The organism is Rathayibacter sp. AY2B9, from assembly GCF_002931595.1.
In the GTDB taxonomy this organism is placed as follows: Bacteria; Actinomycetota; Actinomycetes; order Actinomycetales; family Microbacteriaceae; genus Rathayibacter.
Genome location: NZ_PSUB01000013.1, coordinates 1 through 13,427, shown reverse-complemented (window position 1 = coordinate 13,427; position 13,427 = coordinate 1). Strand labels below are relative to the sequence as shown.

The following is a 13,427-nucleotide window of genomic DNA, read 5'->3' as shown; positions in this document are numbered from 1 at the left end:
CGCCGATGCGCTCCCCTGTCGCATGGTTCGCTCTCGCCGCCGGAGCAATTCCCCCATGGCTCTGAGGCGGCTCACATGTTAACGTGAACACACGCGTCGGTCCCCTCGGCTCGACGCATCCCTCCCCTGAAGGAAAGGTCTCGACGATGAGACGACGCTCCCCGGAGCCCCCTGCCGCCGCGCCTCGGCGCCGCGTGCGATCCCTCTTCCTCTCCGCTCTCGCCTGCACGAGCGTCGCCCTCACCGGCGCTCTCGTCCCCGTCTCGGCGCAGGCCGTCGACGTCCCGGCGCCCACCGCGCACTACGACATGTCGCACGCCGGCTCGGCCCTGCTCGACATCTCGGGCAACGGACGCAACGCCACCCTGACCGGCCTCACCGACGCGTCCTTCGCGAACGCCGGCGGCGACCAGGTCGCCCGGTTCAAGAACGACGGCTACGCGAGCCTCCCCCAGGGCCTGGTCACCGGAGCCGACAACGCCTTCGCCGTCGAGTACACGGTGAAGACGCAGACCACCGCCAACCAGTTCGGCTGGGTCATCGGCGACGGCGTCGGCCCGTGGAACACCACGCAGCTCGGCAACCACGTCTTCGTGAACCCGCGCAACCCCGACGGCTCGCCCAGCGGACAGGTCCTCGCGGGCATCCGCGTCAAGGAGCCCACCAGCAACGGCGAGACCCGCATGCCGTTCGGCGGCACGCTGAACCCCGGGTTCACGACGCTCACGCTCGTCGGCACCGGCACGGGGTCGAGCACCGTGCTGACCCTCTACCGCGACGGCACGCAGATCTCGACCGCGAACACCGCGAAGTCGATGGCGAGCATCGTCCCGACCGGGTCCACGCTCGGCTACCTCGGCCGCTCGCTCTACTCCGGCGACGCACTCGTGACCGCCGACGTCACCGACGTGAAGTTCTGGGACACCTCCCTCACCGCCGAGCAGGTCGCCTCGAGCATGCCGACCGCCGCGGCGAAGGCGTCCGCGACCTCCGCCCTGCTGCGCTCGGACATCCAGCCCGTCCTGCTGGCCGGCAACCCGTCGCTGACCCAGGTCTCCTCGAACCTGACGCTGCCCGCCTCCAGCAGCGGCGTCCCGCTCACCTGGACCTCCTCGAACAGCGCGGTCGTCTCGGCCACCGGCGTCGTCTCGCGCTCGATCGCGCAGAACACCCCGGTCACCCTGACGGCGACCACCGCCCAGGGCGCGACGATCGCCTTCGAGGTGGTCGTGCTCGCCCCGAGCATCAACGACGACCTCGACGCGCTGAAGCTCGCCACGCGCACCACCGAGAACCTCCCCCTCGCAGTGAAGGGCGCCCGTAACGGCACCGACATCACCTGGACCTCCTCGGACCCGGCCCTCGTCACTCCGACGAACACCTCCTACGCGGCTCCGACGGTCGGCGCGGCCGACCCCTACCGCGGCGGCGGCGTGGTCACCCGACCGGCCTACGGCTCCGGGGACAGGACCGTCACCCTCACCGCGACGGCCACCCTCAACGGCGTCACCGAGACGCGCGCCTTCACGCTGACGGTCGCCGAGCTCGGCCGCACCGCTCCCGACGCGGGCTACGCCTCGGCGTACTTCAAGTCGGACGGCGACGAGAAGATCTACCAGGCCGCGACCTCGGGCAACGACTTCTTCACCTTCTCGCCGGTCAACGGCGGCAAGGCGGTCATCACCTCGACGACCGACACGAAGGGCCTGCGCGACCCGTTCATCCTCCGCTCGCACAACGGCGACAAGTACTACATGGTCGCCACCGACCTCTGCATCTCCTGCGGCACCGGCTGGGGCGACGCCCAGTCCAAGGGCAGCCTGAAGATCGAGGTCTGGGAGTCGACCGACCTGGTGCAGTGGACCCGCACCAACGGCGCCGACACCGGCATCACGGTGAACCAGCCGGCCGCCGGAATGACCTGGGCGCCCGAGGCGTACTGGGACGACGCCCTGCAGTCCTACGTCGTGTTCTTCTCCTCGCGCCTCTACTCCGACGCGACGAAGACCAACAACGACAAGCTCTACTCCCGCGTCTTCTCCGTGATCACCCGCGACTTCCGCACCTTCACCGCTCCTCCCGCCACCTGGCAGGACACCGGCTACGCGCGGATCGACTCGACGATCACGAAGATCGGCGACTACTACTACCGCTTCACCAAGAACGAGGAGGGCGGCGCCGCCGGCACCCTCGAGGCCGGGAAGGACATCTTCCTCGAGAAGTCGAAGGTCCTGACCGCCGGGACGACCTCCTCGAACTGGAGTGCCGACCCGAACACCACCTGGCAGCTCACCGACACCCGGATGACCTCGCTCGAGACCGGCCAGGCCGGTGAGGGACCCGAGATCATCAAGCTGAACGCGGGCGACCCGAACGACACCACCGGCACGGGCGACGGCTACGCGTTCCTCGTCGACAACTACGGCGACGGCGGCTACAAGGCCTTCCTCACCTCCGGAGCGGCCATCGCCGGCAGCTCGCAGACGAACCGCCTCTCGCAGTCGGCCGACTGGAACGTCTCGCCCAAGAGCCGCGCCGGCCTCCCGGCCAGCCCGCGGCACGGTGCGTTCGTGAGCGTCCCGCAGACGGTCCTCACCGCCATGAAGAACTGGACCGGCGTCACCGCCGTCGACTCCACCACGACCCTCACCGCCGACGGCCGCACGGTCACGGCGACGGTCGCGGCGGCCGACAGGGGCGACGTCGTCGGCTCGGTCACCTTCACCGGCGGCTCGTGGACCTCGACCGTCTTGCTCTCCGGCGGCTCGGCGAGCGTCTCGGTCCCGGCGGGCGTGACCGGCGTCACGGCCTCCTACACCGGGTACGCGGACAAGCTGGTGCGCACGTCGGTCTCGGCCGCCGTCCCGCTGGACACCCTCGAGCTCGTCCCCGCCGTCGCCACGCGCTGCGTCGCCGGCAAGATCGTGCTCACCGCGACCGTGAAGAACACCGACACCGCTGCCGCGGACGTCACGATCACCTCGGCCTACGGCTCGAAGTCGTTCACCGCGGTCGCACCCGGATCGTCCGCCTCCGGCGCCTTCACCACCCGCCTGGCCTCGATGCCGGCCGGCACGGTGACGGTGACCGGATCGGCGACCGGCCAGCCCGCGTTCACCGCGACGGTCCCCGTGGCCGCCGCACGCTGCTGACGCACTGACGACGAAGGGCCCCCTCCTGCGCTCGCGCGGAAGGGGGCCCTTCGTCGTTCCCGGGTCAGACGGTGGGAGCGAGCAGGTCCGCGTGGTGGGCGGCCGCCACGTTCGGGTGGGCCCGGAGCCGGTAGCGCAGCGCGTTCTCGCCGTAGGTCTCGAGGATCGGCGCGTTCGTCGGGTCGACCGAGAGGCCGGACTTGAGCTCCTCGGGCAGCGGGAGCGAGGGCATGGTGGCCGAGAGCGCGGGATTGAAGAAGAACGGGATCGAGATCCGGTCCGTTCCGATCAGCGGCGAGATCACGCGGTGCAGCGTGGCCTTGAGGTAGCCGCCCGTGGCGAGCTCCAGCATCTCGCCGATGTTGACGACGAACGCGCCCTCCATCGCGGGTGCCTCGATCCACGAGCCGTCGTGCTCGACCTGCAGGCCGCCCTTGCCGGGCTCGACCAGCAGCAGCGTCAGCACGCCGCCGTCGCGGTGCGCGCCCACGCCCTGCTTGGGCTCCGGGTCGGAGGTGCCCGGGTAGCGGACGACCTTCACCAGCGAGAACGGCCGCTCGGCGAACGCCTCGTCGAACACGTCCTCCGGGGCGTCGAGTGCGACGGCCCAGGTGCGCAGCAGCCGGATCGCGACCGCCGCGAGCTCCGCGTGCCAGCGCTCGAAGACCTCGCGGAACTCCGGCAGCGCCTCGGGCCAGAGGTTCGGCCCCTCGAGGCGCTCGTAGTCGGCGACGCCGGGCCCGGCGGGAACGGCCGGTCGGTCGATGCCGATGTCGACCTGCTCGCGGTAGTCGACGTCGCCGTTGGTGAGCTCGGCGCCGAAGCGGGTGTAGCCGCGGAACTGCGGGCTGAGGGTGTTCTCGATCGCGAGCTTCTCCTCCTCCGGCAGGTCGAAGAAGCGGCGGGAGACGGCGACGACGTCGTCGAGGAGGTCCTGGGGCACGCCGTGGCCGACGAGGTAGAAGAAGCCCACGTCGTGCGTGGTCTCCCGGAGGTCGCGGCGGAAGGCGGCGGCCTCCGCCTCCCCCTGGTCGAGGCGGGACAGGTCGAGGATCGGCAGGGAATCGGTCATGCACCGACTCTCGCGCACGAACCTGCACAGCAGTCGATTGTTACGACAACCAAAACGGCGGGCCCCGCCACGGCGCGGAAGAGGGTTCCTCCGCGCCGCGACCTGGCCCGCCGTGAGCGCCGAGTGTTACGGCGTGGGCATGCCGCCGTTGACGTGCAGCGTCTCGCCGACGACGTAGCTCGACTCCGGGGAGGCGAGGAACACGTAGGCGGGAGCGAGCTCGGCCGGCTGGCCCCAGCGTCCGAGCGGCGTCTGCGAGCCGACCTCGGGCAGCTTGTCGGACGGCTGGCCGCCCGCGGTCTGCAGCGGCGTCCAGATCGGGCCCGGGGCGACGACGTTCACGCGGATCCCCTTGGGCGCGAGCTGCTGCGCGAGCGCCTTCGAGAACGTGTTGATCGTGGCCTTCGTGCTGGCGTAGTCGACCAGCATCGGCGACGGCTGGTAGGCCTGGATCGACGAGGTGCTGATGATCGCGGAGCCCGGGGCGAGGTGCGGCACGGCCGCCTTCGTCATCCAGAACATCGCGTAGACGTTGGTCTTGAAGGTCTCGTCGAACTGCTCGTCCGAGAGCTCGAGGAAGTCCTCGACGTGCTGCTGCTTGCCCGCGTTGTTGACGAGGATGTCGAGTCCGCCCAGGCCCTCGACGGCCTTCGCGACGGCGCCCACCGCGAAGTCGTGGTCGGTGATGTCGCCGGGGATGGCGACGGCGGTGCGGCCGGCCTCCTCGATCAGCGCGACGACCTTCTTCGCGTCCGACTCCTCCTCGGGGAGGTAGACGATCGCGACGTCGGCGCCCTCGCGGGCGTAGGCGATGGCGACGGCCGCGCCGATGCCCGAGTCGCCTCCGGTGACGAGCGCCTTGCGCCCGGTCAGACGGCCGGAGCCGCGGTAGGTCGACTCGCCGCGGTCGGCGGGGTCGTCCATCTTCGAGTCGAGGCCGGAGCCCTCCTGGTACTGGGCCTCCGTGTCGATGTCGGCGAACATCGCGGTCGGGTCTTGGAACGTGTACTGGTCGTTCTGCGGAGTCTGGTCGTTCTGCGAGGTCATGTCTCGACGCTAGGCGCGCGGGATCGGCGGCCGCGCGTGCTTGACAGCCCCGATCCGCCAGGACACAGGAGGTCTTCAGGAGCCGCGGAGCCCCCCGGATCGGGGAGAATGGTGCGGTGACCCGCGACGACTCCCTGTCCTTCGACACCACGGCGCCGCTGCCCGGCTGGCAGCACGCCTACTCCGGCAAGGTGCGCGACCTCTACACCCCCGACGACGCCGACCCCGTGCTCGGCGCCGACCGCATGCTCGTCGTCGCCAGCGACCGGGTCAGCGCGTACGACGCGGTCCTCGAGCCCGGGATCCCCGGCAAGGGCGAGCTGCTGACCACGCTCTCCCTCTGGTGGTTCGCGCAGCTCTCCGACGTCCCCAACCACCTGATCCCCGGCGACATCCCCGAGGCGGTCCGCGGCCGGTCGATGCTGGTGAAGACGCTCGACATGTTCCCGATCGAGTGCGTCGTGCGCGGCTACCTCTCCGGCAGCGGCTGGAAGGAGTACCGGGAGACGGGCTCCGTCTGCGGCGTCCCGCTCCCCGAGGGCCTCCACGACGGCGACGCGCTCCTCGAGCCGATCTACACCCCCGCGTGGAAGGCCCCGCAGGGCGAGCACGACGAGAACATCACCTTCGAGCGCACGGTCGAGATCGTCGGGGAGGAGGCCGCGGAGGCGCTGCGCACCCTCTCGCTCGCCGTCTTCCGCGAGGCGTCCACCATCGCCCTGGCCCGCGGCGTGCTGCTGGCCGACACGAAGTTCGAGTTCGGGGTCGACCGCGGGACCGGAGTCGTCACCCTCGGCGACGAGGTCCTCACGAGCGACTCCTCCCGCTACTGGGACGCCGACGACTACGACGCCGGCATCCGCGGCCGCTCGTTCGACAAGCAGATCGTGCGCGACTGGCTCTCCGACAACTGGGACGGCCAGGGCCTCCCGCCGACCCTCCCGTCCGAGATCGTCGAGCGCACGGCCGCGCGCTACCGCGAGCTCATCGAGCGCCTCACGCGCTGAGGCACCGGAACGACCTGTGGACGATCACCACCCTCGCGTCCGGCTGGAGGCCCGCGGCGAGGATCCGGACGAGGCGCGGCACAGCCTCGCGCGGCTCTACAACGGCGACGAGTGGCGCGCCGCCACCACCGCTGCAGACTTCAGCTACCGCTACGCCGCAATCGGCGACGGCGGGATGACCCTCCGCACCTCGCGGATGTCCGGGCACCTCGCGGGCGGCGTGGGCGACTCGGACGACGTCGTCGTGCAGTGGATCGTGGGCGGCTCCGGCCGGATCGACGTCGGCCGCGCCTCGATCGCGATGGAGGAGAACCGTCCCGTCCTCTTCCCCGTCGGCCGGCCGTTCGCCTTCGACTACGTCGACTTCGACCAGCGCCTGGTGCACCTCGACCGGGGAGTGGTCGACCGGGTCGCCGCCGAGCGGGGCCTCGTCGGGTCCCTCGTCTTCGACTCCGAGCACCGCCCCGACGCCGCGGCGATCCGCCGCTGGCGCACCGCCGTCGCCGACTCCGCCCGCGCGCTGCGCAGCGAGCGCGTCGAGCCGCTGCTCTGGGACGAGCTCACCCGCGCCACGGCCTCCGCGCTGCTCGACCTCTACCCTCCGGAGTCCGCTCCGGTCCCGCCCGAGCTCCTCGCCCCCCGGAACGCACGGATCCGCACGGCCGTCGAGTACGTGCACGCCCACTGCAGCGAGCCGATCGGCCCCGCCGAGATGGCGGCGGCGTCGGGCCTGACCGTCCGGGGCCTGCAGTCCGCGTTCCAGCGGGTGCTCGGGATGCGCCCGATCGCCTACCTGCGCCTGGTGCGGCTCGACCGCGCCCGGGAGGAGCTCGCCGTGAGTCCGCCCCTCGGGACGACGGTCGCCGCCGTCGCCCGGCACTGGGGCTTCGGGAACGCGGGCCGCTTCAGCGCGGCCTACGCGGAGCGGTTCGGCGAGTCGCCGAGCGCCACGCTGCAGCGCTGATCAGTCGACGAGCTCGGGCGGCGGCTGCCCCTCGAGGATGCGGCTGAGGCCGTCGAGCAGCACCGCGACGGTCGCGGCCTCCGACTCGGGCACCTTCGCGACCATCGCGCGGATCTGCTCGTAGGTCGGGTCGTCGGTGCCGACGATGGCCTTCTGCGCGCGCTCCGTCAGGCAGAGGATGCGGCCGCGGCCGTCGGACGGGTCGGGAGTGCGGTCCACGTAGCCGGCGCGGGCGAGGCGGTCGACGAGGAGGGAGACGGCCGCCGTCGTGATCGACAGGGCCGCGGACAGGTCGACGGCGCGGACGATCTCGTCGCGCCGCTCCCCGACCCCGATCAGCCGCAGGGCCGCGAGATCCGTGGCGCCGATGCCCAGGCGCCGCTCCACACGGCCGTCGTAGTCGCGCTCCGCCGTGCGCAATCGCGCGAGCAGAGCGAACAGGTCTGGCCGAGCGTCCATCGAGGTGCACCTTCCGAGCGGCAGGCGCCCCGGACGGGAACTCGCTGCCCCCATCGAACCACTTCTCCGGCGTTCGGACGGCGTGTGTCCCGAAAGCGCAGTCGGCGCCGAGACTGTTAGTCAACCGACTTAGCAATACCTAGTGTCGACGGTGCGGCACGCCTTCCGTGCGCCGCCGACGGTGAGGAGGTGCGCGCGATGGGACGACTGCTCTACGGCGCACCCGCCAGCTCGCACTCCTTCGAGGACCGCGCCCTGGCCCACCTCCAGACCGTGATCACCTCGCGGTTCCGCCGCGGCGAGGGCTTCCTCCTGACGATCGAGGACGCCGAGGGCCGCCGGTCCGAACTGTGGCTCCACCCCGGCATCCCCACCCGCTACGAGTACGACGGCACCGCCGCGATCGAGCTGAACCCGCACTGGCTGCGCGAGCTCTCGAACGCCTCGAACGGCCGCCTCGGCCTCCACCTCCTCCCCGAAACCTCGTCGCCCGACGACCTCTCCGTGAAGAAGATCCCCGCATGAGCGACCACAACGGCACACTGTTCCGGCGCGGAGGCACCGTCCGCTTCGTCCGCTGGATCTCCTCCCGCGACGGCGGCTGGGCCCCCGAGATCGTGCAGGGGCGCTACCTCGAGCGCGACGACCGCGGCTGGCTGGTCGAGATCGAGGGCACCCCGACGGTGCTCGCGAAGGACGACTGGGCCGTCTACCGCTGACCGGCTCTGCGCTCGGCGTACTGTTGAGCAGGTGCGTTCTCGTGATCGCCGCGGCATCACCTCGGCTCCCCTCCTCCTGACGACCATCGGAACGACGAGCCTCGTCTTCCTCTGCGCGTTCGAGTCGCTCGCCGTGACGACGATCATGCCGATCGTCAGCGCCGACCTCGACGGTCGCGCCCTCTATCCCCTGGCCTTCGCCGCGACGCTCGCCGCCGCCGTGGTCGGGATGGTCGCGGCCGGATCCTCCGCCGACCGCCGCGGCCCGACGCCGTCGCTCGTGGTCGCGATCCTGCTCTTCACCCTGGGTCTCGTCGCCGCGGGCGCCGCGCAGGCGATGCCGGTCTTCGTGGCGGCCCGCCTGCTGCAGGGGCTGGGCAGCGGAGGGATCACCGTCACCCTCTACGTGCTCGTCGCGCGGGTCTACCCGAGCCAGCTGCATCCGAGGATCTTCGGCGCCTTCGCCGCGGCCTGGGTCGTGCCGTCGCTGGTGGGGCCGCTGGTGGCCGGAGTCGTCGCCGAGCTCGCGAGCTGGCACTGGGTCTTCTTCGGAGTCGTCGCCCTGGTGGCCCTCGCGAGCGCCGCGATCGCGCCGACGCTCCGCTCGCTCGAGCCGCGCGAGCGCCTCCCCTTCGATCGCCGGGCAGTGGGCCGCATCGCCCGCGCCGTGGTCGTCTCGGCCGGAGTCGTCGTGCTGAGCACGAGCGCCGAGCTCGCGCCCGATCTCGCCGGGCTCCTGGCCGCGGCCGCCGTGGTGGTCGTGGTCGTGGCGGTTCGCGCGCTCCTGCCCGACGGCACGCTGCGCGCTCGGGGCGTCCTGCCGTCGGTGATCCTCCTCCGCGCCCTCGTCGCCGCGGCGTTCTTCGGCACCGAGGTCTACCTGCCGCTGCTGCTCTCGGAGCAGTACGGCCTGCCGCCCTGGCTCTCGGGCGCCATGCTCACCGCGGGCGCCGTCTCCTGGGCTCTCGGCTCGAACATCCAGGGACGCCCGGGTACCCGCCTCAGCCACGGCGGAGCGATGCGGCTCGGCACGTCGCTCGTGCTCGCCGGCATCGGAGTCGTGCTGCTCGTCACGGTGCTCGCCCTCAGCCCGATCGTCGCGGGCGTGGGCTGGTTCCTGGCCGGCGGCGGCATGGGCACGATGTTCCCGCGGATGGGGACGATGACGCTCGCGCTCTCCGCTCCGGGCCGGGAGGGCTTCAACAGCTCGGCCCTGCAGATCGCCGACTCGACCGGCGCCTCGGTCTCCCTCGCGCTGACGGGCCTCCTCGCGGCGGCGGTCACCGGGCTGATCGGGGCCGGGACCGGGGTCTTCGCCGCGACCTTCTCGTACGCCGCGCTGATCGCGATCGTCGCGGTCGGTCTGGCCGGCCGGCTCGACGGGCTCCTGCGCCGCGAGGGACGCCGGGAGCCCGCCGAGCAGGCTCAGCTGTAGAGCGACTCCGGCACGTCGAGGCCGTAGATCGCGCGGCCGGACGACCAGATCACCGAGCAGGCGGCCCGGAGCAGATCGGTCGCGTCGTCGCCGGCGTCCACGATCACCACGGAGTCGCCGTCGAGGCGGACCTTGGCGCCGCGGACGGCGTGCGTGCCGTTCCGCGAGACCGTCGTCGCCGGGTAGGGCAGGTGCAGCTCGCGAAGGTCGCCGAGGATGTACGTCGGCCGGAGCTTGGGCTCCGCGGCGAGGAGCTGCTTGGCCCGGTCGATCCCGGTGAGCACGTGGGCGCTCTCCATGTCGGCGCCGTTCGCGCCGGCGATGTCGGTGTCGAGCCGGTCGCCGAGGAACAGCGGGTTCGTCGAGCCGAAGCGCGCGGTCGCCGCGTCGAAGATGGCCCGCTCGGGCTTGCCCGCGACGACCGGGAGCCGGCCGACCGCGGTGTGCACGGCCGAGACGAGGGTCCCGTTGCCCGGGGCGATGCCGCGCGCGACAGGGATCGTCCAGTCGGTGTTCGTCGCGACCCACGGGATCCCCGTGTGGAGCGCGAACGAGGCCTCGGCCAGCTGCTCCCAGCCGACCGTGGGCGCGAAGCCCTGGATGACCGCCGCCGGCGAGTCCTCCGCGCTGCGCGTCACGGTGAACCCGGCGCGCTCGACCTCGGAGGTGAGGCCCTCCGCCCCGACGACGAGGATCGTCGAGCCGGCCGGCACCAGCTCGGCGAGCAGCACGACCGCCGCCTGCGGGGAGGTGACGACGTCCTCGGGCCGGACGCTCAGCCCCAGCTCGGAGAGGTGCCCGGCGACGGACGCGTCCGTGCGGGAGGCGTTGTTGGTGATGTAGCCGACCCGCAGCGTCTCGGCCGCTCGGTTGAGGCTCTCCACCGCGAAGGGGATCGCGTCGGCACCCTTGTAGACGACCCCGTCGAGGTCGGCCAGGACGGAGTCGCGGCCGTCGAGCGGAGTGGGCTCAGTCCTGCTGCTGCGGAACATCGGCGTCCTCCTCGGTGGTGTCGGCGGGTTCGACCGACTCGTCGGCGGTCGGCTCGGCCGAGTCGAGAGCCTCGTCCGCGTCCGTCTCGGCGAGATCGTCGGACTCGAGGGACTCGTCCGCGAAGGTCGGCTCGTCCGTGTCGACGAGGTCGGCCTCGGCGTCAGCGGTCGCATCGGCGTCGTCCGCGTCCGCGTCGTCGTCGTCGATCTCCTCGGACACAGTCCGGTGGACCTCGTCCTCGTCCGCGTCGTCGACGGCGGTCTGGCCGTCCTCGTCGTCCAGGTAGTCGTCCGCGTCGTCGACCGCGGTCCCTTCCTCGGCGCGATCGGGAGCGGACGCGGCGTCGGCCGACTCGTGCTCCTCCTCGATCACCTCGATCGTCTCGTCGTCACCGCCGCCCTCGGCCGCGAAGACGGCCTGCGCCGCGATGTCGGCGCGACGCTGCCACTCGGCCGCCTCCTCGGAGCGGCCGACCTCCTCGAGGACGAGCGAGTAGGCGGCGAAGAGATCCGGGCTGTACGAGAACGCGCGGTCCGGGTCCAGCTGCGGGATCTCGAGCTCCATGAGAGCGAGCTCCGCCTGGCCGAGGTCGAGGCGGGCGCCGGACATGGCGATGGCCAGCGACACCTGCGCGCCGGGACTCAGCGTGGTGCGGTCGATCGACCGTCCCAGCTCGAGCGCCTTGTCGGGTCGGCCGACGCCGCGCTCGGAGTCGACCATCAGCGGCACCTGCTCGTCCGAGCCGGAGATCCGACGGAAGGTCCGCAGCTCGCGCAGCGCCAGGGCGAAGTCGCCCGTCGCGTACGCCGAGATGGCCAGCGACTCGCGGACAACGGCGATGCGTCCCGCGCGACGGGCCGCCGAGAGCACGTGGCGGTGCGCCAGCTCGGGGTCCTCCTCGAGGAGGCGGCCGGCCATCACCAGGTGACGGGCGACCCATTCGGCGTTGTCCTTCGAGAGCGTGCGCAGCTCGTTGCGGGCGACCTTGTCGAGGTCCTTGGCCTGCACGTCGTCGGGAAGGTCCGGGTCGTCGTGGCGCGGACGCACCGACTGGAGGGAGCGCCGCTCGCGCTCCTCCTCGGTGAGCTCCGGCTCCTCGCGGGGGCCGCCGCGTCCGCCGCCGAAGCCCTCGCGTCCGCGTCCGCCGCCCTGGCGGTCTCCGCCGCCCCGACGATCGTCCGACCACGGCCTGCTTCCCCCGTCGCGCGATCCACCACGGAACGGAGGACGCGAGTCACCGTCACGCTGGGGACGCGAGTCGCCACCGCGATAGGGAGGCCGAGAGTCACCGTCCCGCTGCGGATGCGAGTCGCCACCGCGATAGGGAGGACGCGAGTCACCGTCGCGCTGCGGACGGGAGTCCCCACCTCCACGGTAAGGAGGACGGGAGTCCCCATCGCGCTGAGGACGGGAATCCCCACCCCCGCGGTAAGGAGGACGGGAGTCACCATCACGCTGCGGACGAGAGTCGCCGCCACCGCGGTAAGGAGGACGAGAGTCACCATCACGCTGCGGACGAGAGTCGCCGCCACCGCGATAAGGAGGACGAGAGTCACCATCACGCTGCGGACGAGAGTCGCCGCCACCGCGATAAGGAGGACGAGAGTCGCCGTCTCGCTGCGGACGAGAGTCGCCACCGCGATAGGGAGGACGAGAGTCCCCATCGCGCTGCGGACGGGAATCCCCACCACCACGGTAAGGAGGACGCGAGTCCCCATCGCGCTGCGGACGCGAATCCCCACCGCCACGGTACGGAGGACGGGAGTCCCCATCACGCTGCGGACGCGAATCCCCACCGCCACGGTAAGGAGGACGGGAGTCCCCATCGCGCTGCGGACGCGAATCCCCACCGCCACGGTAAGGAGGACGGGAGTCCCCATCGCGCTGCGGACGCGAATCCCCACCGCCACGGTACGGAGGACGGGAGTCCCCATCACGCTGCGGACGGGAGTCCCCACCACCACGGTACGGAGGACGAGAGTCCCCGTCACGCTGCGGACGGGAGTCCCCATCACGCTGCGGACGGGAGTCCCCACCACCACGGTACGGAGGACGAGAGTCCCCGTCGCGCTGCGGACGGGAATCGCCACCACCGCGGTACGGAGGACGCGAGTCACCATCACGCTGCGGACGGGAGTCGCCACCGCCACGATAGGGAGGACGAGCATCACCGTCGAGGCGGGGGCGGGAATCGCCCGAGCCGCCGCGATCGTTCGAGGAGCGGCCGGGGCCGCCGGCGCGAGGCGGCCGCTCGTCACGACGTCCGGAGTCCCGGTCGTTGCGGTCGGATCCTGAGTCGTCCATGCGTTCCTCGCCTGTCGTGGTGATGCTCTGTGGAGTTGACCCGCCCGAGGGCGGGGAGGACGGCCGTAACCGTCGCACCACCCTAACCCGCACCACGTTCTAGTGAGCAGCGGGGATTCGAGGTGGTGGTTAAACAGCGATGGCCACCCATTTCTGGGTGGCCATCGTGAATGGTTTCCGGCGGTGTCCTACTCTCCCACAGGGTCCCCCCTGCAGTACCATCGGCGCTGAGAGTCTTAGCTTCCGGGTTCGGAATGTGACCGGGCGTTTCCCTC

The 13,427-nt window shown here is 71.7% G+C and carries 12 protein-coding genes and 1 rRNA gene; 7 read left to right on the top strand and 6 right to left on the bottom strand.

Annotated features, from left to right (window positions below; translation table 11 throughout):
* Positions 1-194 precede the first annotated feature (194 nt).
* Positions 195-3,152 carry an immunoglobulin-like domain-containing protein gene (locus tag C5C25_RS12325; protein WP_258069410.1) on the top strand — a complete coding sequence of 986 codons (2,958 nt, stop codon included), beginning with the start codon at positions 195-197 and terminating at the stop codon, positions 3,150-3,152.
* Between the two features lie 64 nt (positions 3,153-3,216).
* Here C5C25_RS12325 and C5C25_RS12320 read toward each other — a convergent pair whose 3' ends face one another.
* Together C5C25_RS12320 and C5C25_RS12315 are read right to left on the bottom strand one after the other, a co-directional pair.
* The gene (locus C5C25_RS12320) at positions 3,217-4,224 is read right to left on the bottom strand and encodes an isopenicillin N synthase family oxygenase (RefSeq protein WP_104223790.1); all 1,008 of its coding nucleotides are present in this window, start codon (positions 4,222-4,224) and stop codon (positions 3,217-3,219) included.
* A 126-nt stretch (positions 4,225-4,350) separates the two neighbouring features.
* Positions 4,351-5,271: a glucose 1-dehydrogenase gene (locus C5C25_RS12315; RefSeq protein ID WP_104223791.1), complete on the bottom strand. Its 921-nt coding sequence runs from the start codon at positions 5,269-5,271 to the stop codon at positions 4,351-4,353.
* 116 nt (positions 5,272-5,387) lie between these two features.
* Between C5C25_RS12315 and C5C25_RS12310 the strand changes: the two genes are divergently transcribed.
* Both C5C25_RS12310 and C5C25_RS12305 read left to right on the top strand, forming a co-directional pair.
* The gene (locus C5C25_RS12310; protein ID WP_258069409.1) at positions 5,388-6,278 is read left to right on the top strand and encodes a phosphoribosylaminoimidazolesuccinocarboxamide synthase; all 891 of its coding nucleotides are present in this window, start codon (positions 5,388-5,390) and stop codon (positions 6,276-6,278) included.
* Positions 6,279-6,294: 16 nt separating this feature from the next.
* Entirely contained in the window at positions 6,295-7,242 is a 948-nt protein-coding gene (locus tag C5C25_RS12305) for a helix-turn-helix domain-containing protein (RefSeq protein WP_104250774.1), read from the top strand.
* On the opposite strand, the gene C5C25_RS12300 is transcribed toward C5C25_RS12305, so the two are convergent.
* Positions 7,243-7,701: a MarR family winged helix-turn-helix transcriptional regulator gene (locus C5C25_RS12300; protein WP_104326055.1), complete on the bottom strand. Its 459-nt coding sequence runs from the start codon at positions 7,699-7,701 to the stop codon at positions 7,243-7,245.
* A 198-nt stretch (positions 7,702-7,899) separates the two neighbouring features.
* Here C5C25_RS12300 and C5C25_RS12295 point away from each other — a divergent pair, with 198 nt between their 5' ends.
* The 3 genes from C5C25_RS12295 to C5C25_RS12285 are packed head-to-tail and all read left to right on the top strand — an operon-like array spanning position 7,900 to position 9,855.
* Positions 7,900-8,226, top strand: a complete 327-nt coding sequence (locus C5C25_RS12295) for a hypothetical protein (RefSeq protein ID WP_104223794.1) — start codon at positions 7,900-7,902, stop codon at positions 8,224-8,226.
* A complete protein-coding gene (locus C5C25_RS12290) occupies positions 8,223-8,420 on the top strand; it encodes a hypothetical protein (RefSeq protein ID WP_068256013.1) in 198 nt (65 codons plus the stop codon). The genes C5C25_RS12295 and C5C25_RS12290 overlap by 4 nt, the downstream gene beginning before the upstream one ends.
* A gap of 31 nt (positions 8,421-8,451) precedes the next feature.
* Positions 8,452-9,855 (top strand): MFS transporter, encoded by a 1,404-nt coding sequence (locus C5C25_RS12285; RefSeq protein ID WP_104250772.1) that lies wholly within the window; start codon positions 8,452-8,454, stop codon positions 9,853-9,855.
* Here C5C25_RS12285 and C5C25_RS12280 read toward each other — a convergent pair.
* Together C5C25_RS12280 and C5C25_RS12275 are read right to left on the bottom strand one after the other, a co-directional pair.
* Positions 9,846-10,847 carry an HAD-IIA family hydrolase gene (locus C5C25_RS12280; RefSeq protein WP_104250771.1) on the bottom strand — a complete coding sequence of 334 codons (1,002 nt, stop codon included), beginning with the start codon at positions 10,845-10,847 and terminating at the stop codon, positions 9,846-9,848. The two genes, C5C25_RS12285 and C5C25_RS12280, sit on opposite strands and share 10 nt — an antisense overlap.
* Complete coding sequence (locus C5C25_RS12275) at positions 10,825-11,895, bottom strand: hypothetical protein (RefSeq protein WP_258069408.1); 1,071 nt, start codon at positions 11,893-11,895, stop codon at positions 10,825-10,827. Before C5C25_RS12275 ends, C5C25_RS12280 begins: the two co-directional genes overlap by 23 nt.
* Before the next feature lie 255 nt (positions 11,896-12,150).
* Between C5C25_RS12275 and C5C25_RS16305 the strand changes: the two genes are divergently transcribed.
* Complete coding sequence (locus C5C25_RS16305) at positions 12,151-13,143, top strand: hypothetical protein (RefSeq protein ID WP_146079469.1); 993 nt, start codon at positions 12,151-12,153, stop codon at positions 13,141-13,143.
* A 184-nt stretch (positions 13,144-13,327) separates the two neighbouring features.
* Here C5C25_RS16305 and rrf read toward each other — a convergent pair.
* Positions 13,328-13,427, bottom strand: a 5S ribosomal RNA gene (gene rrf / locus C5C25_RS12265); the annotation flags it as partial.